13 protein-coding genes are annotated in these 23,617 nt (G+C 43.5%); 12 read left to right on the top strand and 1 reads right to left on the bottom strand.

What is annotated here, in order from left to right; all coding sequences use genetic code 11:
• The first annotated feature begins 5 nt into the window (after positions 1-5).
• The 10 genes from ACK8HY_RS01660 to ACK8HY_RS01705 all read left to right on the top strand — a co-directional run bounded on the left by ACK8HY_RS01660 (position 6) and on the right by ACK8HY_RS01705 (position 17,826).
• Positions 6-1,877, top strand: coding sequence for a RagB/SusD family nutrient uptake outer membrane protein (locus ACK8HY_RS01660; protein WP_416132532.1), 1,872 nt, complete (start codon positions 6-8; stop codon positions 1,875-1,877).
• Positions 1,878-1,900: 23 nt separating this feature from the next.
• Positions 1,901-2,368: a DUF5018-related domain-containing protein gene (locus ACK8HY_RS01665; protein WP_416132533.1), complete on the top strand. Its 468-nt coding sequence runs from the start codon at positions 1,901-1,903 to the stop codon at positions 2,366-2,368.
• Positions 2,369-2,505: 137 nt separating this feature from the next.
• Positions 2,506-3,906, top strand: coding sequence for a Gfo/Idh/MocA family protein (locus ACK8HY_RS01670; protein WP_416132534.1), 1,401 nt, complete (start codon positions 2,506-2,508; stop codon positions 3,904-3,906).
• A 17-nt stretch (positions 3,907-3,923) separates the two neighbouring features.
• Positions 3,924-6,590 (top strand): beta-galactosidase, encoded by a 2,667-nt coding sequence (locus ACK8HY_RS01675; RefSeq protein WP_416132535.1) that lies wholly within the window; start codon positions 3,924-3,926, stop codon positions 6,588-6,590.
• Between the two features lie 155 nt (positions 6,591-6,745).
• A complete protein-coding gene (locus tag ACK8HY_RS01680) occupies positions 6,746-8,563 on the top strand; it encodes a right-handed parallel beta-helix repeat-containing protein (protein WP_416132536.1) in 1,818 nt (605 codons plus the stop codon).
• A 45-nt stretch (positions 8,564-8,608) separates the two neighbouring features.
• Entirely contained in the window at positions 8,609-11,005 is a 2,397-nt protein-coding gene (locus ACK8HY_RS01685; protein WP_416132537.1) for a glycosyl hydrolase family 95 catalytic domain-containing protein, read from the top strand.
• Positions 11,006-11,259: 254 nt separating this feature from the next.
• Positions 11,260-11,922: a hypothetical protein gene (locus ACK8HY_RS01690; RefSeq protein WP_416132538.1), complete on the top strand. Its 663-nt coding sequence runs from the start codon at positions 11,260-11,262 to the stop codon at positions 11,920-11,922.
• Positions 11,923-12,175: 253 nt separating this feature from the next.
• The gene (locus tag ACK8HY_RS01695; protein WP_416132539.1) at positions 12,176-15,361 is read left to right on the top strand and encodes a SusC/RagA family TonB-linked outer membrane protein; all 3,186 of its coding nucleotides are present in this window, start codon (positions 12,176-12,178) and stop codon (positions 15,359-15,361) included.
• Between the two features lie 13 nt (positions 15,362-15,374).
• Positions 15,375-17,243, top strand: a complete 1,869-nt coding sequence (locus ACK8HY_RS01700; protein WP_416132540.1) for a RagB/SusD family nutrient uptake outer membrane protein — start codon at positions 15,375-15,377, stop codon at positions 17,241-17,243.
• 31 nt (positions 17,244-17,274) lie between these two features.
• Positions 17,275-17,826: a DUF5018-related domain-containing protein gene (locus tag ACK8HY_RS01705; RefSeq protein ID WP_182331089.1), complete on the top strand. Its 552-nt coding sequence runs from the start codon at positions 17,275-17,277 to the stop codon at positions 17,824-17,826.
• A gap of 78 nt (positions 17,827-17,904) precedes the next feature.
• Here the strand turns inward: ACK8HY_RS01705 and ACK8HY_RS01710 are convergent, their stop codons facing one another.
• Positions 17,905-18,783, bottom strand: coding sequence for an AraC family transcriptional regulator (locus tag ACK8HY_RS01710; protein ID WP_416132541.1), 879 nt, complete (start codon positions 18,781-18,783; stop codon positions 17,905-17,907).
• A gap of 215 nt (positions 18,784-18,998) precedes the next feature.
• On the opposite strand from ACK8HY_RS01710, the gene ACK8HY_RS01715 reads away from it, so the two are divergent.
• On the top strand, positions 18,999-21,965 hold the full coding sequence (locus ACK8HY_RS01715) for a glycoside hydrolase family 2 TIM barrel-domain containing protein (RefSeq protein WP_416132542.1): 2,967 nt from the start codon (positions 18,999-19,001) through the stop codon (positions 21,963-21,965).
• Positions 21,966-21,975: 10 nt separating this feature from the next.
• Entirely contained in the window at positions 21,976-23,607 is a 1,632-nt protein-coding gene (locus ACK8HY_RS01720; RefSeq protein WP_416132543.1) for a sodium:solute symporter family transporter, read from the top strand.
• Positions 23,608-23,617: the final 10 nt, after the last annotated feature.

Raw genomic sequence — 23,617 nt, forward strand, 5'->3', positions numbered from 1 at the left:
TAAAAATGAAAAAATTAAATAAACTCTCCTATATAGCCTTTGGATTAATGGTGGCAGGTACCTTTACAGCTTGTAAAGATGTTTTGGATACGCAGCCTTATGATAAAATCGGCGAAGATGTCATCTGGAACAGCCGTGCCAATGCCGAAACCTTTATCTATAGTACTTATGGCATCATGAACAGTTTCGCCGGTGGACCTGCTACTGACGCATGGACGATGAACCTGATCAGCATGGACGGTACCTATAACGGCGCGAACGGTGTTTTCACGGAGCGCCTTGATCGCACATCGGATATGGGCTTTAATAATTGGGCTGAAATAAGACGATGCAATGTCATTATCGCTAAAGTAACAAGCTCAGCAGGGATTACAGAAGCTGACAAAAAGGAGCTAATTGCTGAAGCCAAGTTCCTTCGGGGTATGTCGTATTACAACATTGCGCGAAAAGTTGGTCGTATTGTTTGGATAGATAAAGTACTGACGCCCGATGATGAGCTTCTCCTGCCAAGTACAGCTACGCCAAGTGAATCTTACCAATATATCATTAAAGATCTTGAAGAAGCCGTGGCCGGTCTTTCTACGGAAAAAATCGGTGGTAGAACCAATAAGTATGTGGCGGCTGCATTGTTAACAGAAGTTTGCCTACAAGCACTGGCATATGAAAATTATCCCAAACCAATTACTGTCAACCCCTCCAACCCACTGTTGAAAAAGGTGCTAGAATATGGTGAACTGGTCCAATCCGGAGGCTATCAGCTGGAAGCAGATTATGGCGGAATATTTAACGAAGCCAAGCCCTATTCAAAAGAAACGATTTATGGAATTTACCGGAAAGCAATCAATACTTCTTGTGATGGCACACCGATGCAGGTGATGATTCCGAACTTGAATAATGACAATATAAAACAGGCAGGGGGAAGTCCACTGTTGAAATCTCCGATCAAGATTTTTGAAGCATGGGGCGATCATGGACCTTCTCAGGATTTGGCCGATGACTATCTTGTCGTTGATGCGGAGAACCCGCAGACGGCGCTACGCTGGGACAAAACTTCGCAGTTTAAAAAGGCCGTTGACGAACAGGCTACCATCGCCACAACCATAATTCCTCGAGCAAGCGGGGAAAAAGAGTTAAATCGCGGGACGATAAAGGTCGGTAGCAATGCAACGATTTGGAGTTTGACCAACCAAAATCGCGACGCACGTTGGAATGCTAGCGTTTTAAGCGACTCTTCGGCCGTTTTTTATGGTGAAACCCTTACTACGGATGTGAAAGGTAACTCCGGGCGCTGGCTCAAATTGAACGGTTTTGCTTATTATACATCCCTGACGAATATGTACTGGCGGAAAAGTGTTTACAATAATGTGAATCCCCGAATTTACGTTGGCGTTCCCACCGATTACCATTATGTGATTACCAGATTGGGACGGGTATACCTCAATATGGCGGAAGCTTACCTTTTGCAGAAAAATCTGGCTAAGGCTTTGGAGTTGATGAACAAAACCAGAGTGGTACATGGTCAGCTTCCACCGAGTCAGGCAGCTGATCTTGCAGCAGCATGGACCGATTACAAACGCGAACGGAGAGTTGACCTTGTATTGGAAAATGATTATTACTGGAGTTTGCTGCGCTGGGGCAGATATGGTGGTGATGCGAATCACGGAAACCCATCAGGTGGTACCATTCCGGAATTGACAACGCTACCTAAAGTGATGGATATCAGTAAAGACAGAAAACATTTTTCGGTTGTACAGGGTGCCTTTTTCTCATCCAATGACATCCGGGAGTTTGATGCTAAACGGAGATACCTCTTTCCGATAGCGCAAAGTTATCTTGACCGAAATAGCAAATTTGGCCCTCAAAATCCAGGATGGTAATTAAGATTATGAAACGATTTAAAATGAAAAGATTACTACTTATTGCATTGCTGCCACTGTTTGTGGTATCGATGAACAGCTGTTTGAAAAAAGATCTTCCTGATTATGAAAACTGGGATCTGAATAACATTGATAATGTTTATGTGGAGTACCGATACGAAGGTGGGAAAATAATGAATGGTCAACCCGTCATCGAATACAAACGATTGGATGTAGAGAAAAAAGTCAATACTTCCAACAACAGCATTGAATTGAACATCCAAGTACCGGCTGCTTCGGGCTCTTTCACCGAAGAAATTCGAAAGAAAGTCCAACAGAATTACCTTTGGGTGTATACCGATATTTCTACGGCGGCTAAAATTGCTCCTATCGGAGATACGCCAAAACTGGGGGATCCGGCAGACCTAAATAAAGAACTTCGTTATCAGGTAACTGCAGCAAACGGTAATAAGAAAGATTGGGTCATCAAGGTGATAACCTTTAAAAATTAAAATTTTATAAAAAAATTGGATTATGCCTTTATGATACTAGGGAAGGCATAATCCGATATTTTAAGAACTGAGCATGCTGTAAGAACGCTGCTGCAGATGCGGTAACTTTCACGTTTATAAATTATAAGATGAGCTAAATGAATCCAAAAAGAAGAAGTTTTTTGAAACTGGCAGGACTTTCCAGTTTAAGTGTGTTGTCCAGTGGAATATTCGCAAAGTCTCAACAGGTATCAGCACCTGAAGCTGTAGATCGTTTTGAGACCCCAAAACAAAAGTTTAATATGTGTGGCTATGCCGCTCCCCGAATGGATAAGGTACGCATCGGGTTTATCGGTGTCGGCAATAGAGGCACTTCGGCGGTATACCGAATTGCGCACATTGATGGAGTGCAAGTGAAAGCAATCAGTGATATCCGTCGTGGGGTCGCCGAACGCGCAGCTAAATATGTCAAAGGGGAAGCACCCATTATTTATGCCGACAAGGAAGAGGAATGGAAAAAATTATGTGATCGATCTGATATTGATCTGGTCTATATTTGTACCCCTTGGCATCTACATACGCCCATGGCGCTCTATGCGATGAAAGCCGGAAAACATGTCGCTGTAGAGGTGCCCATTGCAACGACCGTGGATGAATGCTGGCAACTGGTAGAGACCTCCGAGGCGACCAAAAAGCATTGTATGATGCTTGAAAATTGCTGTTATGATTTTTTCGAGCTCTTGACTTTGAATATGGCCAGGCAGGGTTTATTTGGTGAAATCCTGCATGGGGAAGGGGCATATTTGCACGATCTCTTAGATAGCAATTTTGCAAAAGATAGCTATTATGATATGTGGAGACTCAAAGAAAACTATCGTAATGGCAATTTGTATCCTACGCATGGTCTGGGGCCTATCGCTCAGTTGATGGATATCAATCGCGGAGATAAAATGAGCTATTTGACTTCGATGTCGTCCAATGATTTCAGTATGCATGCCAAAGCCCTTGAATTGGCTGCCAATGATCCTTTTTATAAACCCTATGCGGGCAGAAGCTTCCGCGGAAATATGAATACAACGACTATTCGTACGCAGAAAGGCAGGACCATTATGTTGCAGCATGACGTCTCTAGCCCAAGACCCTATTCACGTATACACCTGGTTAGTGGCACCAAGGGAATGGCCCAAAAATGGCCCGAGCCCGAAAGGATTGCTTTTGGTCATGACTGGATCTCCGCCGAAGAGATGAAAAAGCTCGAACAGCAATATACACCGGAGATTGTACTGAAAGTAGGCGAGATGGCCAAAAAGGTAGGTGGCCACGGTGGAATGGACTTTATGATGGACTGGAGACTGATTGATTGCCTTCGCAATGGTTTGCCATTGGATCAAGATGTCTACGATGCTGCGCTGTGGAGCGTCATCGCTCCGCTGAGTGAACGTTCCGTTAAAAATAGGTCGAATAGCGTAGACATCCCTGATTTTACAAGAGGGGCTTGGGCCAGCAATCCTAAAATTGAGCTTACCTTAAAAGGCGGCGGAAATACTGGAATGAAATAAAATTTTAAAAAGTAAAAATGAAATATAGTTGTATAGCCCTTGCTTGTTTGTTATATGCTACTGCTGTTCATGGACAATACGAAATGAATTTGAAAAATGCTGGAAAAGTTCCTTTAAGCTATCTCAATAAAGTGGGCATCGGACCGAAAGGAAAAGAAATTCGTATTAATAATATTTATATGGAAGAAGGCGGGAAACCTGTCCTTCCCGTGATGGGGGAATTTCACTATGTGCGTATGGATCATCGTTATTGGCGCGATGCACTGCTCAAAATGAAAGCATCGGGCATCAATATGGTCGCAACTTATGTCATGTGGAGCCTCCATGAAGAAACCGAAGGGAAACAAAATTGGTCAGGCAATTACGACCTGAGACGGTTTGTTGAGCTGTGTGCCGAACTTGATCTCAAAGTACATCTTCGTGCCGGCCCCTATTGCAACGCCGAAATGCAGCATGGAGCATTGCCTGAGTGGATTGTAAATAATAAAGCATTGGTGATCCGAAGCAATGATCCTTTGTACCTCAATTATTCTAAAAAATGGTATCAGTCAGTTTATAAACAAGTCAGGGGACTGCTTTACAAAGACGGCGGGCCAATTGTGGCTTTACAGCTGGAAAATGAATTCGTTAAGAAAGGTCTTGTGGTCTCTCATTTGATGAACTTAAAAAAGCTGGCAAGAGATGCTGGCTTTGATGTGCCTTTGTATACCATGACACACTGGATGGATAGCGAATACCCCAAAGGGGAGGTCGTACCCTATGGTGGCTTTTATATTGAAACACCTTGGGTCACCAACAATGGTAAAATTACACCACCTACAAATTTTGAGTACTTTACGTACAATAGGCTATCGGATAATATTGGCACAGATATCATCAAGGTCGAAGGGAATGTGGAATCTTTCGACGGATCAAAAAACGATTCTCCATTTTTTACCTGCGAGGTAGGGGTAGGGGCACCTACTTTTTATCATCGTAGGGCTGTTGTTCCTGAGGAAATGGCCGGCGAAAATATCAATCTGCGCCTGGGGACAGGGGTGAATCTCATGGGCTACTATATGTATGTTGGAGGTACCAATCCACGTGGTGAAAAGAATACCTACGGGAATGGACCCTATTTCGGTTACGATTATCAGGCGCCAATCCGCGAGTTTGGAACATTGGGGGGCGTGATGAAAGAGACCAAAAAACTCAATTACTTCATAAATGATTTTGGAACCCAATTAGCGCCCATGCTCGCGTATCTGCCACTGAGCAACAAGAACAAAGACAACTTGCAATGGGCTGTGCGTTCGGATGGAAAATCAGGTTTTCTTTTTGTATCCAATTACCTTTACCGCTACGACAGACCAACATACGAGAAGGTACAATTTAAATTGCAACTCAGGGACGAAGAACTGGCCTTTCCAAGAAAACCGGTCGATATCGTTAATAAATCCTATTTCTTATGGCCTTTTAACCTGGATATGGCCGGTGTCAATTTGAAATATGGCACAGTACAGCCGATAACAAGTCATCGTGAGGGTAAAATAACCAGTTATTTTTTCTTTGAAGATGATGGAATTTCAGCAGAATATTTAATTGATGCGTTGGGTATCAAAACAATTCATGGGCAAGGAGCAAAAGTGTCCAAAGAAAAGAATCGGTATTTTGTTTCTGGTATTGTGGCCGGAAAAGAGTCTGTGATTACCATTACAAGGAATAATGGGGAACAGGTCAAGCTAGTGACACTTACCGAAAAGCAATCTGACGACTTCTGGAAAGGTAAGCACGGGCAAAAGGATTTTGTTGCATTGACCAGTTCAAGCCTGACCGTGGATGACAACAAGATATTAATAACGGGAGACGAGGCAAGCCAACAAATTAGCTTATATCGTCCCTTAAAGCTAAAAGCTTTTGAAAATAAACTGTATCAGGGACAAAAGTTAGCTCAGTTGCAGGCGGCAGTCACGGTATTGGGGCCAATGGATCAAGCCAGTTGGATACATACGAAAACAGGTACTGTATTGAAGAAAACATTTGATGGAACTTCTTTGGCCAATGTATCGGAAGCGACATTGCGTTTTAGTTCGGACAAAGATGTGAAGCTGCGCTGGAATGGCAAAGAAGTTTCCGCGAAATCTGTCGGGGAGTATGCAAAAGCCGATGTTAAAGCTCATATCCTTTCGGGAAGCAATGAAATCCGTTTTGAATCGGAGGGAAATGATGCGAATCTCATTGCAAGCGTAGAAATCCTCTACAAAAATGGTGTTCGCAAGGTATGGAATACGGACGATACCTGGTTAAACGAGGAAAATAAACCAGTGGGAGCCAATGGTGGCAAAGCAAAGCCTGCTCATTATTCTGCCGAGGAAAGATTGGGGCTATTTGTCTTTGATCTGCCTGATCTGATGCAATTCAAAGACGATGTGCGTTTGCAGCTAAGTTACTTTGGTGATAAAGCAACGGCCTATATCGGCAATGAACCATTTACAGATACCTACAACAACGGCGCGCCTTGGCTACTGGGTGTTAGCCGTAAAAAGGAAGAACTGAATACGAATAAGTTGATCGTACGCATCACAGGATTTGGGGCGGATACGCAAAATATTTTTTTGGAGGATAATGTGGATCGGATAAAAAGCCAATACCCAGCAATTAAGACCGTCAATATACTAAAAAACTATACGTATATAGTTGACTGACCTATTAGCCTGACAATGATTAAGGCTTATATACTCTGCCTTATGCGGATCCTAGCATGTACAAAAAAGCCAAGATAGTGGTCTAAATAGCTAATATAGCGTACTAAAAAATGCAGATAATTGTAAATATTTGATAAAACTTTCAACAGAAAAAGATGAGGATAGTAATTTTGATCCTATTGGCAATGATAAATTTTTGGGTGAAGGCGCAGACCATTGATGTGACCGAGTTTGGAGCCAGTCCGAATAGTCTTGTTGATGCAACTGTGCCCCTAAAAAAGGCGATTGAAGCAGCCAAAGGAAAATCGGATGTGATTTTAAATTTCCCTAAGGGGAGGTATGATTTTTGGCCCGATCATGCTACCGAAACCAATTATTTTATTTCGAATAGTTCGTCGGAAAGTGAATTCCCTGTAAAAAGGCAACGTGTGGGTTTATTGTTTAAAGACCTTAAAAACCTTAAGCTCGAGGGGAACGGGTCTATCTTTGTATTTCATGGTAAAATGATTAGTTGGGTGCTGGATAGTTGTGAAAATATAAGCCTGCGCAATTATACGGTGGATTATGAGCGTCCGGGGATGTCTGAAATGACCATCCGATCAATATCCCCTACACAGGTGATTGTTGCTGTCCATCCCGATAGCAAATTCACGCTAATTGACGGAAAGGTACAGTGGTACGGTGAGCAATGGATACCGAACCCCAAAGGTTTCTTTTTGGCCCGGGTAAATCCCTATCAGGATAAGATTTTTTACAGTAACTGGGCTCCTTTTCAAGCGAGCAAAGCCGAAAAAATTGGATCCTTTGGAATTAAATTTACAGGCGATTTTTCCAAATTTAAGGCGGATACGGCGGATGTTCTTACACTTCGCGATGCTATACGGGACTATGTGGGGGTGTTTCAAAATCGCAGCAAAAATATCAGCCTGCACAATGTGCATATGAATAATATGCATGGTTTGGGTATCGTATCTCAATTTTGTGAAAATTTATACTATGACAGTGTCTACGTCGAACCTGCGAAAGGCAGCGGCAGGGTGATTGCTTCATCTGCTGACGGGATGCATTTTTCGGGCTGTAAAGGCCAGATTACCATTAATAATTGCCGGTTTAGCGGTTTACATGACGACCCGATCAATGTGCATGGTACGCATCTAAAAGTAAAGGAAATGATATCACCAACGCAATTGACATTGCGATTTATGCATCACCAAAGTTATGGTTTTATGGCATTTTCCAGAGGTGATACAGTCGCTTTTTTGCATGCAAAGGCTTTGCAGATCTACGGCCAAGGGGTCATCAAGGCCGCTAAGTTGGTCAATGACCGTGAAATGCTGATCGAATTGGAAAAACCTGTCCCCAGCCAACTTCAACTGGACGATGCACTGGAAAATATCAGCTGGACACCTGCACTTACGCTAACCAATTCCCGGTTTGAACGTACAATCTCCAGGGGAACGCTGGTCACCACACGACGAAAAGTCCTGATCGAAAACAATGTGTACTATCGTACGGGCATGCATGCTATCCTGATAGAAAATGATGCCATGGGCTGGTATGAGTCGGGTCCGGTGAGCGACGTCACGATTCGTAACAATCAGTTTATAGCATGTGGATATAACAGCGCACCCGAGAGCTATGCTATTAAGATCAATCCGGAAAATAGCGAACGGATCAAAAACTATTATGTTCACAAGAACATCCGGATAGTGAATAATTTCTTTAAACTGGAGGCTTCGCCGCTGTTGTCCGCAAAAAGTACCATGGGTTTGCTCGTTGCCAATAACCGGGTAGAAAAATCGAATAGTGCTTCTGGTGGCGAAGTAAGGCCAGCGTTCAATCTCATCGATTGTACGCGCGTACAGATTAAGGGAAATAAATTTGAAGGAGATAAGCCTGAAATACGTGTGCGCGGAATGGCGAAGGAAGATATGAAATCGGATATCAAATTTGAAATACCAAATTTAAACTAAGAAGTTCCTGATTTTTATTCAGATTTTTATAGAATAACTAAATTAATGATGAGAGTTTTTTTTACTGCGCTTATTGCATGTGTTTATACTGTTGCCACGGCACAGGAAAACAATGCCCTGAAATTATGGTATACCAAACCGGCAACACAGTTTGAAGAGGCTATGCCGCTGGGAAATGGCCGCTTGGGGGCAATGGTTTACGGCGGAACTGATAAAGAACGTATATCTTTGAATGAAGCCACCTTGTGGTCCGGAGGCCCGATTGACGCCGCGAAGGTAAATCCTAATGCAAAGCAATATTTGCAGCCCATCCGGGAAGCATTATTTGCCGAAGATTATAAAAAAGCAGATTCCTTAGCACACTTTATGCAGGGGCCTTATTCGGAGGCCTTTATGCCATTGGGTAATCTGTTTTTCAGCTTTGCCAACAAAGGCGAGGTAAGCGATTACCGCCGAGAGCTGGATATTCAGCAGGCTATTTCAACGGTGAGCTACCGCATTGGAGAGACCAGCTATACCCGGGAGACCTTTGTCTCTCACCCCCAACAGCTGATTATTTTTCGCTTAACTGCGCAAGGAAAGGATAAACTCAATTTCTCCTGTCATTTTGATAGTAAATTGCTGTCTAAAAGTTTGGTCAAGCAAGGGATGCTGCAGATGAAAGGTTGGGCTCCAGTGCATACCGAACCAAACTATAGGGGGAATATTGCAAATGCGATTGTCAATGATACGACAAATGCCATGCGTTTTGTTTCCATGCTCAAAGTATTGAAAACGGATGGTAAACAACAGCTGCGAGATTCTACGCTAAGTGTCAGTGGTGCTACGGAAGTTGTGCTGGCCTTGTCAATGGCGACCAGCTACAACGGTATTGATAAAAATCCGGGCAAGGAGGGGGTAGCCGAGGCTAAACTGGCGGCTGGTTATCTTTCAGAAATCGGCAATCCTGATTATCAAAGTTTAAAAAAAGCCCATTGTGCTGACTTTGGGAAATATTTTAATCGGGTATCCCTAGCGCTAGGTGACACTGAAAACGAGAAACTGTCGACCATAGACAGGCTCAATCGCTTTGCTGCGGGGCAAACCGACAATAGTCTGATCGCTCTTTTTTATCAGTATAGTCGATACCTTTTGATCAGTTCTTCACGCGATGGAGGCCTTCCTGCTAATTTGCAGGGAATCTGGAACGAATCGGTACGTCCACCCTGGAGCAGTAACTACACGACAAATATCAATGCCGAAATGAACTATTGGGGAGCGGAGGCCGCGAACCTTCCGGAAATGCATCGGCCATTATTTGATTTTATCGCCAGATTGGTAAAACCGGGGCATATTACTGCGCACAACTTCTATAATGCCAGTGGTTGGGCAGCCCATCACAACAGCGATATGTGGGCGATGACCAATCCGGTGGGAAATAGTGGCGAGGGGGATCCTTGCTGGGCCAATTGGCCGATGGGCGGTGTCTGGTTGAGCACTCATCTGTGGGAGCACTACGCCTTTACAAAAGATGAAGTTTTCCTACGGGACCGGGCTTATCCATTAATGAAAGGTGCGGTACAGTTTTGCCTCGACTTTTTGATCGCAGATAAACAAGATTATTTGGTTACCGCACCGTCCACCTCTCCGGAAAATGTATATATCACCGATAAGGGCTATGTTGGACAGACCTTATATGGCAGTACCGCTGATCTGGCAATGATAAGGGAGCTATTTGCTGACTATTTAAAATCAGCGACAATATTAAACATCGATCATAAGCTACAGGCCCTAGTAAAGCAGGCTTTGGCCAAAATATATCCTTATCAGATCGGAAAGGCTGGCAATTTGCAGGAATGGTATCATGACTGGACGGATAAAGAACCCCATCATAGGCATTTGTCCCATCTGTTTGCAGCGTATCCAGGCTACACAATTACAACAGCGGAAACGCCTAAGTTAGCCGATGCGGTACGTAAATCCCTTGAATTAAGGACCAACGAAGGAACGGGCTGGGCAATCACCTGGAGAATTAATTTGTGGGCGAGGATGCAGAATGGCGAACGTGCTTACGATGCTGTTAAAAAGCTGATGCGCTTTGTTGGTAAAGATGCCGCCATTAAATACGGCGGAGGGGGCGTTTACGCTAATTTATTTGGTGCACATCCACCTTTCCAGATTGACGGAAATTTTGGTGGTGGAGCAGGTATCTCTGAGATGTTGCTTCAAAGTCATCAGGGTTATATTGAGCTGTTGCCGGCACTTCCTGAGGAATGGCAGACAGGTGCAGTCAAAGGTTTTGTGGCACGGGGTAATTTTGTGCTTGACTTTACTTGGGACAAGGGGCAGTTAAAAGAGGTAAAACTACTTGCCCGGAAAGGAGGAACCTGCGAACTCAAGTATAAGGATCAAGTGAAAACAGTCCGTACACAAGTGGGGAAAAGTTATGTGTTGACGTTCTAAAAAAATGCTAGCCCTTGACATCTAATAGCATCTTCGTACATGGCTGGATGTCCATGCGGACGCCAATAAACGCTTGGTTGCCGATTATGTTCTTGCAGGTAGAGAAGGTTTTTTGAGTTCGCATGCCGAATTAGATTATAGGCCGCTTAAAAGAAATGATCAGGTGAACGGATCGATAACGCTCAAATTTAATTAAATTTAGGGAATCAACGGTATTGAACTTTTTAGGAACCTAAAATAAGCCTGAAAAAAAAATGAAATATAAAATTTCTTACCTAAGCTGTATCCTGCAGTACGGCTTATTTATTTTATTATCGACTATCGCTGGGCCGGGTATGGGGCAGCGCAAAGCGAGTACCGACCGGGTCACCTTGGAAAAAAATGGAGCTAGTGATTTTAACTTAGCTCAAAATATGAAATTGGGTGGTTCAAACTTAGATTTTCACGGATTTGAGGGCTATAGTTTTTCGTTTCATGGACGTGAGGCCAAGATTATCCGTCCAAAAGTCACAGCAGTTGGACACCCCTGGGTATGGCGCTCCCGCTTTTGGGGCCATGAACCGCAGGTAGACATAGGTCTGCTCGAGCATGGCTATCACGTGGTATACTGTGATGTCGCCGAGCTTTTTGGAAATGAAGAAGCATTGACAATCTGGGATGGGTTTTACCGAAAGTTACAGGATGGTGGGCTCAACAAAAAATCGGCTATGGAAGGAATGATACCATTGCTCCATGTTGTCGGTGATAAGGACGATGTAGTTCCTATCGCCGAAAACGCCTTGCCATTTGCGGAGGAGATTCGTCGCGCGGGTGGCAGCATTGAGATCATCCATAAACCCGAGGTCGGACATCATCCGCATTGTCTGGTAGATCCTAGTCCGATTATAGATTTTATACTGAAAGCAAACAGTAAATAGCGGCTAGAGTCATCGCTTCCTTTGGCTAAACAAAAAGCCACATCAACAAAGCTTGATGTGGCTTTTTGTTGCTGTATTTTATTGGATACCTGAATCTTATATGGGATAAAATAGTTTTAATAATTGATTTCCAAGTTTTAGTTTCTCGATTCGATCTGTAATAATTTTGGTTAATAATAGCGCTGTAGACCGAGGCGAATCCATGGTGCCGTCGTTTACCGATGCTGAATTATAAACTAACTTATTATTATTTATGAAAGAACTGTTGACCAATAAAAAGCCTAGGGATCGTATGGGCAATTTTGACCTGTTGAAGGCTGGAATGGGAGTAGGGATACTTGCCATGTCTATTTGCTATGGACAGGATTCATTTGCCAAGGGGCGGCCCGAAAGTGAAAAGATGTTTACCATCCAATGGTCTTACAAAGGCGGACTGAATAGCAAAACACAAAAGGCAGAACCGGTTCTGATCGAAGGAACCGTGCGGAATAAAAAAGGCGAGCGACTGGCTGGTGTAACGATATTGTCTAAAGAGGATAGTAAAATCGGAACAAAAACTGACGATGAGGGCCATTTTTCCATCCGGGTGGCTGATCGTTCGACCTTGATTGTTCGCCATGTAAATTATAGAAATCAGGAATTCACTGTCCATGGGACGCAAAAGAATGTAGAAATTGTTCTGGATGATAATGATATCGCCTTGGATCAGGTCGTTGTGGTTGGTTTTGGTACGACCAGTGTGAAGAAAAACTCTACTGCCATCGCTTCTTTTGATGCGAAAACAATTGAAAACTTACCCTTTGGAGACATGGGATCGGCTTTGCAGGGAAGAATTCCCGGAGTGATCGTGCAGCAAGGCTCGGCCGAACCAGGACAAAATGGCGCCAGTATTTCCATTCGTGGCAATGGTACACCGCTTTATGTAATTGATGGATTTATCTCTACACAACAGCAGTTTTTTAGCCTCAATAAAGCGGATATCAAATCGATGACGATTTTGAAAGATGCGGCCTCAACAGCAGTGTATGGGATGAATGCCGGAAATGGGGTTGTGCTGATTACCACCAAACAGGGCGATTCGGGTAAACTCAATGTCAACTACCAGGCAAACTTTGGCTTTAATACGCCTTCATACCAAACCAAACGCATGGATGCCTATCAGTATGCCACAGCGATCAACAACCTTAATCAGGCTTTGGGAATGGGAATTAACTCCTTCAAGACGACTGAAGAAATGGAGGATATCAAAAACAATCTCAGTAACTTTACCAACTGGGAAAAAGAGTTGACGCGGAGGTTTGTACCGCAACAGGATCATACGCTTTCACTGAATGGGGGTAGTGAAAAACTGCGTTTCTTTGGTAGCCTCAATGCATTTAGTCAAGAGGGTATTTATAAAGCCAAATCACTGAATTATCACCGGTATACCTATCGGAGCAATGTGTCGAGCAACTTCGATAAAATCGGACTGAAACTCGATTTCAATGTCAATGGATATATCCGAAATGAGGATTATCCTCCGGCAAGTGCCTATACGATCTATAGTAGGCTGCGCGATCGTAATCCATTTGAAAAACCTTTTACATCCAGCGGCCAGATATCAAACCAGTTTGACAACCCTGCATTGGCCTTGCTGAGCCCGGGTTATATCAAGTTAAAGACGGTGTATAATCAACTATCGGGGGCACTCAATTGGAACGTGCCATGGATCGAAGGGTTAAGCCTCGGATTTAATGGGAATTTTAACATCGAATCTCAGGATCGTGTAGACTGGGTCGAAACGGCTACCTATTACGATGAACAGGGAAATGCAACAAAAGAAGATCCTACAAACATTAGTGTCGGACGCTCTTCTTATATGACCCAAAATTTTGACGTCAATTTCAGAGCCGATTATCGGCGGACATTTGGTGATGGCCACAATGTGGAAGCAACCCTGGTTCAAAACATGCGTCAGTATTATAGTAATGCCTTAAATGCCGGCTCCCGAGGATTCTATACCACTGCGATCAAGCAGATCCAAAAAGGTGATGCAGAGTTGATCACAGCGAGCAATACCGAAGGCAAACAGGCGTGGATGGGTTATGTGGGTAAGTTTCACTATGATTATAAACAGCGCTATATTTTTGATTTTGCCGGACGTTATGACGGTTCGGACAATTTTATATCAACCAAAAGATGGGGCTTCTTCCCTTCATTCTCTGCTGGTTGGGCGCTTTCTGAGGAAAACTTCTTCAAAGATATAAAGGCCAAAAATGTCTTGACTTATTTGAAATTGAGGGGCTCTTACGGGCAAATTGGCCTCAATGATGCGGATCACTGGGCATATGCTTATCTCGCCACCTACAACTACAATACAAATGGGTATGTGGTGGACGGGAAGTTGGTCAATACGGTTACTCCTGGTGCGCAGCCAAGTATCAATATGACCTGGTATACGCGTTCGAAATACAATATAGGAGCAGATTTTTCCCTATTTGGAAATAAGGTCGATGCTGCATTGGACTATTTCTTTGAAAAGACCAAAGGTTATCTCGCCGCCGATAATTCCTATCGCTATACAGATCCCATCGGGTATACGCTTCCGCTGGTGGTGACCGATGCCGAGGACCGGAAAGAAGGACTTGATGGTTTTATCAAATACAAAGACAAGATTGGCAACGTCGATTTTAATGCCGGTTTTAACTTTACCTATTATAAATCGTTTGCCTTTAAAACTAATGAGGACAGTGTCACTCTGGCTAATCCGCGGATTCGTCAACAGGGTAATTACTATGGCTACGTGGGTACTGGTTATGTGGGGGCGCAGTTCTATACGAACCCACAGGATATTCTGAATAATCCCAAACGAGAAACTTCTACAGACCTCAGACCTGGAGATCTCTGGTACCAGGATGTCAATGGTGACGGTAAGATTGATGGGCAGGATCAAGTGCGCTATGGACATAATTCGAGCCCGACATTCGTTTATGGCGTAGACTTGGGTGCAAGCTACAAAGGCTTCAGTGTACAATCTACCATACAGGGAACAGGGATGAAACAAAATTACTTTTCCAATGTGGCCATGGGCTCCGAAGGCGAACGACGCCTGGACTTTCAGTTTCAGAACGACAATTGGTCGCCATCTAATCCTAATGCGACGATGCCAAGACCGGGCAACGCGAGTTTGAACAATAACAATAACTATTCGTCCTCAGACTTCTGGGCCCGCAAGACCTATTATGTTCGATTGAAATCCTTAACCCTATCATATGATTTTAAACATTCGATCATGAAGTCGCAGCAATGGATGAACAACTTGACCCTTTTTGTGTCGGGTGTAAACTTGTTGGCATTTGGTCCATCAGTCAAATATGCTGATCCAGAATCCAACACTTTTGATGGTTACGCATATCCAATGATGCGAACCTACTCCGCAGGATTTTTATTGGGATTTTAATTAAAAAAAAATTATGAAAAAACGTTTGATAATAGGGATGTTGGGCATGACGGTGATGTTCTTCTCTTCCTGTAAAAAGTTTTTGGAAACGACGCCATACGATAAGATTACTGGTGAGCAGACCTGGAATAGTGAAAATTTGACAACAGCCTATATTTACCAGGTATATGCTGATGTATTGGGTACCGATGCCTGGATGTCGGGATATGCACATCCTTATTCGGCAAGGTCGGAAGGAACCACTAAAAATGTGATGGTGGGTACGCTGAACGGTGCCTTTTGGACAAAAGAAAGAGCCGAGCTCATGCTAAAATCAGATAATTATGGTTGGTTAAATTATTCACTTTTGTGGCGTATTAATTCGGCAATTGCCAATATTGAAGCAAGCACGACTTTTTCGAGTGAATTTAAGAACAGGAGTTTAGGGGAGTTATATTTTTTAAGAGCTGCACACTACTTTGTGTATGCCAAACTGTATGGTGGACTGCAATTGATTGACAAAGTCTTGACACTGGATGATGATCTTCAGATTCCGAGAAGTTCAGCCAAGGAAACTTACGATTTTATTCTCGCAGATTTGCAAAGGGCAGCTTCTTCTCTTCCAGCGACTTCTGAAAGAGGAAGAGCCACATCGAATGCGGCAAATGCCTTAATCATGCGTGTAGGATTGCAGGCCGCTGCATATCTGGATGGCGGGACTGCAAATAGCAGCTACTACGATAAGGTAATACAGTCGGGAGAAGCCCTAGGGCTCAGTAATGGCGGGACACAGCTTAGTCCTTATTACAATATGTTTAGATCCTATGAAACTGCAGTTGCGGCCACTGAGTTTATTCTCACCCGTGAGCGTAACAAAACAAATACTTCCCTCTATGATGTGCCTATGCAATATCAGGGACTTTGGTCCACAGGTAAGTTTTCGTCCTATGCGAAAGCTAACTTTCCAATCAACGTCACGATGAATTTTTGGGGAATGGATGGCGGTTCATGGCCGACGCAAGACCTGGTCGATGACTATTTGGTCTCGGATGTAGATGGACAGTTGAAAACCTGGAATAATGCCAGTTATGTCACGACAGGTAAAAATGTGGATGAGAAAATGTATTTCTCCAACAGCAAGAAAAGAGATCAACGCTTTTATGCAACGATACTCTATGATAGCTGCATGTATTTCAACAATCAGGTACGTGTGTTTTTTAGAAGGGACGGAAATGTGAGCAATGCCAATAGCAAGATTAACGAAGGTTCGGTACAGGAATATGGGTACCAGTCAGGAAATACCGAAAATTATAATTCCAGTACGGGCTATGCGATGGTGAAGTATTTTTACGATAACATTGTGAGCCTGCCTTCACCATCTGACCAAAAATTGGACTATGTGTTTTCGGTGCTCCGTTATGGTGAGGCTTATCTCAATATGGCTGAAGCTTATCTCATGAAAGGAGACTTTGCCAATGCAAAAAAATACATGCTGCCGACCATGGTACGTCATGGTGGTTTTTCTGAAAGTAGCGTCAACCAATATCTAAATACACTTTCGGGCAACAATTGGGGAAACTCACTTTTTGAAGCCTATAAAAGAGAACGGAATGTGGAGATGGTTTACGAAAATAACGATCGGTATTGGTCGCTGTTACGCTGGGGCATGCGCACATCGGGTGGTCTGCGTGATGGAGCTTATGTAGGATCTGGATTTGTTATTCCTGAATTGCAGGGCAGCTTACGGGGAATTCGAATTTCGAGAGATGGTAAATCCTATTCTTTTTTTGAAGACAATAATGTCGTTGGGGAAGCTCGATTCTCTGCCAAAAGGTACTTGATGCCAATCAACGAAACATTCCGCTTGAAATCGGGCGTGAAGCAAAATCCGGGATGGGAATAAAAATTGGAATACAGATATAATGAAATTGATTATGCATAGAATAAATCACAAAATAGGGCGTATTTTGCTCGGCGCACTAACGCTCATTGCGATGGGAAGCTGTCTAAAAAAGGGCTATGAAGAGCTGCCAAATTCGCCTGACAACAAACTGACTGCAGTAAGTTATTCATACCGCTTTCTATATAATGATACCATACAGAAAGGAACTCCAATGCAGGAGATTGAGCTTGACCGGGTCTGTGAGGTCGTTTTTAAGAATACCGCGGTAGCTTTTGATACGAATGGACAAAAAGGATATACGTCTACGATTTCGTACGATATCAACTCGGTTAAGAAGGCGGGGCCTTCGGGATCTGTCACCAAGCAGATGTTGTTTGATGAGTTTAAAAAACGGATTCAAAAAGACCAACTTGCTAACCTGTGGGTTACGATCACTGTGTCGGACGTTTCGGTGGTTTCGCCGCTCAATGGAGCTCCGGTACTGGGTAAACCAGGCGATTTTTCACAGGATAGAATGTATCGGGTGACAGCAGCGAATGGTGACGCTCAAGATTATACGTTGAAAACAATCAAGGGTTTTTAAACAGGTGTTAGTTTCAGTAAATTGGTAGGAGTGGGCTGTACTTTTGTACAGCCTTTCTTTTTGATAAGGTTATACGCCCTACAGATCCATCTCTTTACGAAACTCGCGTGGTGTTTTGTTCATAATGGATTTAAAAAATTTATTGAAGTTGGTCAGATTCTGATAACCGCATTCGTAGCAAATCTCTGATATGCTAAGCGTCCGGTCCATCAGCAGTTTACAGGCATGACCTATACGCATCTCATTAACAAAGCGAGAAAAGGGTTTTTGGGTATGGCGTTTGAAAAAACGACAAAAGGCGTTGGGCGTCATGTTGAGCATGTCGCTGGCAGCTTGTAGATTAACCTCCTCCTTAAAGTTGCTCATCACATAAAGGTAAACCTTATTGATGCGCTGGGTCTCCTGCTCACTGAAAGTGGGACGATAACCCTCAGAAGCTAAACTTTCAAATTCATCGGTTTCCTGTAGCAACTGAATAAGGTTGAGGAATTCGATGATTTTTGGAAACCCTTCCTTATCACTGAGTTTTTCCAATAAGACCTGTGCCTTATCGAGTGTTTCACCATAAAAACGAAGTCCACGTTGGGCCTTGCGTATAAATTGCTGCATGGCCTGGATGGTTTGATGTTCGTCAGTCAGGCGAAGTAAGAAATCGGCCGGAAAATAGACAACTATGGCACGGGCACGCAATTCATTGCTCTGCTGCAGAAATAAGTCGTCGTTGCGCCAGATATGTGGAATATTGGGCCCCATCAAGACCAGGTCTCCTTCTGTAAAGGTCGCCACATTGTTGCCCACAATGCGCTTGCCGAAACTTTCCACAATCAGCACCAGTTCACAGAGCTCGTGAAAGTGTAATGGATTGCTTAAAAATTCCTGATCGACCAATTTGACATGGATTGTCTTTTCGCTGGGTGGAGTAAGCTCAATAAATTGAGGTTTGGATAATTTGTTCATACATAGCTACATTGGTTAATGCAAAAATACGTATTTACTGGGATATCAAACAATATTCACTTAATAATATTTTAATGGTTGTAATTAGGGTGTAAATAGTTTTAGTTTTTGTATAACCAGTTGTAGTATTACCGTGTAAGAGCCGCTATCTTTGACAAAGAATGTAACAATGTGATATTGCGTTCCAATCGGGTGGAATTACAACCTATTATGATATGAAAAAACTAAAATTGCTGTTGTTGGCCTTTTTGGGGGTAATGGGGAGCTGGGCAATGGCACAGCAGACCGCTTATCAGTTGCCGGCTAAAGTGACTGGTCTGAAAGCTCCTGTACAATCCTTAAATGGCCAATGGAATTTCAAATTTGATCGCGGTTCGGCTTGGGAAAATATTCAGGTTCCCGGGGAAGCTGTCATGCAGGGCTATGGTATTCAATACGACCAATCTTTTTTTTATAGACGCAAATTTTTGGTACCCAGTCAGTATAAGGGAAAAAAGACGATCATCCGTTTTGATGGTGTGTATAGCTTTGCCAAACTGAGCATCAATGGTAAAGCGGTGACAAGTCATCATGGTGGATTTACACGTTGGGAAGTAGATATTACACCTTATGTGATTTTCGGAAAGCAGAATGAAATTGAGCTTGAAATACAGGATCAACTGGATGATATTTCGTATGCATCGGGCTATGCACACCATCCGATAGGTGGGATCTTGCGGGATGTGACTTTATTTGCAACAGCGGCAAATCCTGTGACCGACTTTAACATCGAAACAGCCTTTGACGCGTCGTATACCGATGCGCAGCTAAAATTGGATTTTGGCGGTTTTGTGGGCAAAGGGGCTGAGATTAAATATACATTGACTGATCCGAACGGCAAAAGTATTATCTTGGATAATCCTGAAAAACCAATTGTAGATGGAGTTAACAACCATGTGTTCCGTGTAGCTGCACCGCTAAAATGGGATGCCGAACATCCAAATCTTTATCGCTTGGATGTGGAAGTGAAAGAGCAGGGGAGGTCTACGTATGCCTTTCATAAATCGGTCGGTTTCCGCGAAGTAAAAGTGGTTAAAGACCAGCTTATGGTAAACGGCAATCCTGTTAAGCTACGTGGCGCCAATCGGCACGATATGCACCCGACCTTAGGACGCAGTGCTTCGGCCTATTACGATAGCCTAGACGTTCAATTGTTTAAAGAAGCCAATATTAATTTTATCCGTACCTCGCATTATCCGCCGACAGAACGTTTCGTCGAATATTGCAACCAGTACGGTATCTATGTGGAAGTAGAGACTGCGATCTGTTTTGTGGATACTTACAGGCAAAAAAATTATGCACCCGGCGCCTCACAAAACGATCCGAAAAAGACGGACCAATACCTAAGCCAATCGCGCGAGATGGTCAATACCTTTAAAAGCCATCCGGCTGTACTTTTTTGGTCCATCGGCAATGAATCAATCTATGGCGACAATTTTAAGCAAAGTCACGACTTGGTGAAGCGTATGGATCCGACAAGACCCATTATCTGGAGTTATCCGGGCTCGCAAACCACCGAACCTAAGATTTATGAAATCCTGAGCATGCATTATCAGGACGTGTATGGTAACTTGACTCAGTTTGGCAAGACCACGCGTAACTTTGAGGGACATGGCATCCCAGCTTTATTTGATGAATGGGCTCATCCGGCCTGTTATACGTATAAAACCTTACAGGATGATCCGAATATCCGTGAATTTTGGGGAATCTCCATGGACATGATGTGGGGCGGGTTGTTTCCGAAGCAAGGGGGCCTTGGTGGTGCAATATGGGGCTATGTGGATGAGGTATTTATGATTCCACAGCAGCTGAAGAAAGGGACTGCTTTTTGGAAGGAATTTTCCCGTACCGCCAAACCTGAAGATTTTCAGGGACAGGCGGTAGGTTACGGTGAATGGGGGATCGTCGATGTCTGGCGGCGCAAGAAACCTGAATTTTGGTCAACAAAAAAAGCGCAATCTCCAGTGTTGGTCACGTTGAAAGGAAAGATAATACCTGATTTTGCCCGCTTTCAGCCACTGACGATTCCCGTATACAATCGATTTGATCATACTTCGCTTCAGGAAATTAAATTGGAATACACCTATGACGGAAAGACCTATACCCTAGGATTACCGGATATTGCGCCGCATCAGAAAGGATATATTCAACTACCTGGTTTAGCTTGGCAACGGGGGGAACAACTGGCTTTGCGCTTTGTGGATAGCAAAGGGATGATACTGGATAGCTACCGTTATCATTTGGGAGAGCACACTGTTAAAATGCCTGAATCGACTCAAAATGGAGGTATTCAGCTTGTTGAAGATTCTGGTCGTTATCTGATTAAAGGCAAGGATTTTAACTTCCCGATTTCAAAAACAACAGGTTTGATTGAAAATGCAACAATTGGCGGTAAAGTAGTGATACAAAAAGGTCCTTTCTTAAACATGGACATTAACCTCAATCATCTGACTGGTGCTGAAGTCCGCAAAAGTGCAAGCAAATACCTGCTCGAAGATAAAAATTGGCAATTGAGCAAGTTGGATGTACGCATCAAAGACAATTTGGCCCTGGTATCGATTACGGGAAAAAATGGCAGTTTATCCATCCAGTTCGATCTAACTATAGATGGTAAAGGAGAAATGAAGACTTTATATCATACCCAGGGGGAGCCCAATGGCTACCTGCGCGAGATCGGAATTAAGTATTATCTCAGCAATGAACTCGATCGTATTACCTGGAGCAGAAATGGTTATTGGAACGATTATCCTCAAGAATCATTTGCGGGCAATGAAGGGTCGGCTAGCTTGTCTTATGTAGGTAACGCACAGTATGGCCAAGAGCCTAAGCAGCCATGGTACATGGATACGCACAACTATTACTATTGGGCAGATAAAGGTGCACGCAGTCAGCATCCACTAACGCAGCAGGCGAAGGGAATGAAAGAGAATATATACTACTACTCCTTGGGTAGTGGCGCAAAGAACCTGATGCATGTGGTTTCTCCATTGGGCGACAATGCTTGTCGTATGGATCGCCTGGAAAATGAACAGTTGGTTTTGTATGTAAACAACAAATGGGATTATCCTGAAATTGCCTGGGGCAATTATTGCAAGACCTTGGAAGCTTCACCCTGTCAGGGAGCTATTACCTTAAAATTCTAATGATATCGCTATGTTGGCTTGGATTGATCAACTCATTTATCTGCTTTATTTTATTGTTGTGGGTGGTTATGGCTATTACATTTATCGACGCAAACACAGTTCGGGTTCACTGCCGCACGACTATTTTCTTGCGGAAGGTTCCTTAAGCTGGTGGGCAATCGGGGCTTCTATTATTGCTTCGAATATCTCTGCAGAGCAATTTATAGGGATGTCGGGCTCGGGTTTTGCGCTGGGACTGGCCATTGCATCCTATGAATGGATGGCTGCTATCGGATTAATTATTGTAGCGGTCGTGTTTTTACCCATTTATCTGAAGAATAAGATTTTCACCATGCCTGGGTTTCTGCGTAAGCGTTTCGATCCACGGGTAAGTATGGTAATGGCTGTATTCTGGGTCTTGGTCTATGTTTTTGTCAATTTGACCTCGATACTTTATCTGGGTGGTTTGGCCATTCAGTCGATTGCGGGGATTCCCCTGTTTGTAGCTGTTTGGCTGTTGGCGGTATTGGCCTTGATTATCGCTTTAGGTGGGATGAAAGTGATTGGTTACACCGACGTGATTCAGGTGGTCTTGTTGATTATAGGCGGGCTCACGACGACCTATATCGCCCTCGATCTCGTGGCGCATACAAAGGGCATGGGACATTGGCTGGACGGACTCCTTATCTTGAAAACGGAGGTGCCTCAGCATTTTCATCTCTTTATCGAAAAAGGACAGATGATAAAACCCGATGGTACCGATGCTTATATGGATCTGCCCGGATGGTCGGTTCTATTGGGTGGCATGTGGGTGATCAATCTATCGTATTGGGGATGTAATCAATATATTACCCAGCGTGCACTGGGAGCCAAAAATCTAAAAACAGCCCAAAATGGGATGTTGTTTGCAGCCGTGATGAAGCTGTTTATGCCCTTGATTGTGGTGTTGCCCGGCATTGCCGCTTATTATTTATACAAAGAAGGTTCGAATCTCAGTTTTGCACAAGGGATGCTTGAAGATAGTACCGTGAAGCCCGATAAAGCTTATCCGCTGTTACTCTCGATTCTACCCACGGGCTTCAAAGGATTGGCTTTTGCTGCTTTAACGGCTGCTATCGTGGCCTCGCTGGCTGGAAAGGTCAACAGTATAGCAACGATTGTGTCTTTGGATCTCTATAAAAATTTAAAAGGTGACGCAGTGAGCGATACAGCCTTGGTGAAGCTGGGTAAATCAACGGTATTGATCGCCTTGGTCATTGGTGCCTCCTTGGCTCCGCTATTGCAGCATCTGGATCAGGGCTTTCAGTTTATTCAGGAGTTTACCGGTTTTATCACACCAGGCGTATTGGCGATTTTTCTAATGGGTATCTTCACAACGTGGACAACACCTAACGCAGCCTTTGCTGGCGCCATTGCTACATTTGCCTATTCTTTGCTCTTTAAAAATTTCTGGTTAGATCAAAGTCCCTTTATGAATCGCATTCTTGTGGTGTTTGTATGTACGGTAGCAACGATGGCATTGGTCAGCCTGCTGGGTAATCGAAACTATCGTAATGATACAGTAATCGTGAATAGAAGTCTTTTTGTGACCTCCAGTGGTTTCAAATTAGTGAGTTTATTCATCCTGGGCGTATTGGTAGCCCTGTATGCCTTTTTGTGGTAACATGATTTAA

Source organism: Sphingobacterium sp. NGMCC 1.201703, assembly GCF_047784615.1.
Lineage (GTDB): Bacteria > Bacteroidota > Bacteroidia > Sphingobacteriales > Sphingobacteriaceae > Sphingobacterium.

Coding starts and splice junctions, on each gene's coding strand:
- ACK8HY_RS01685 (WP_416132537.1), top strand. CDS start 8,609: ATGATGAGAGTTTTTTTTACTGCGCTTATTGCATGTGTTTATACTGTT.
- ACK8HY_RS01695 (WP_416132539.1), top strand. CDS start 12,176: ATGAAAGAACTGTTGACCAATAAAAAGCCTAGGGATCGTATGGGCAAT.
- ACK8HY_RS01680 (WP_416132536.1), top strand. CDS start 6,746: ATGAGGATAGTAATTTTGATCCTATTGGCAATGATAAATTTTTGGGTG.
- ACK8HY_RS01670 (WP_416132534.1), top strand. CDS start 2,506: ATGAATCCAAAAAGAAGAAGTTTTTTGAAACTGGCAGGACTTTCCAGT.
- ACK8HY_RS01720 (WP_416132543.1), top strand. CDS start 21,976: ATGTTGGCTTGGATTGATCAACTCATTTATCTGCTTTATTTTATTGTT.
- ACK8HY_RS01660 (WP_416132532.1), top strand. CDS start 6: ATGAAAAAATTAAATAAACTCTCCTATATAGCCTTTGGATTAATGGTG.
- ACK8HY_RS01705 (WP_182331089.1), top strand. CDS start 17,275: ATGCATAGAATAAATCACAAAATAGGGCGTATTTTGCTCGGCGCACTA.
- ACK8HY_RS01715 (WP_416132542.1), top strand. CDS start 18,999: ATGAAAAAACTAAAATTGCTGTTGTTGGCCTTTTTGGGGGTAATGGGG.
- ACK8HY_RS01675 (WP_416132535.1), top strand. CDS start 3,924: ATGAAATATAGTTGTATAGCCCTTGCTTGTTTGTTATATGCTACTGCT.
- ACK8HY_RS01665 (WP_416132533.1), top strand. CDS start 1,901: ATGAAAAGATTACTACTTATTGCATTGCTGCCACTGTTTGTGGTATCG.
- ACK8HY_RS01700 (WP_416132540.1), top strand. CDS start 15,375: ATGAAAAAACGTTTGATAATAGGGATGTTGGGCATGACGGTGATGTTC.
- ACK8HY_RS01710 (WP_416132541.1), bottom strand. CDS start 18,783: ATGAACAAATTATCCAAACCTCAATTTATTGAGCTTACTCCACCCAGC.
- ACK8HY_RS01690 (WP_416132538.1), top strand. CDS start 11,260: ATGAAATATAAAATTTCTTACCTAAGCTGTATCCTGCAGTACGGCTTA.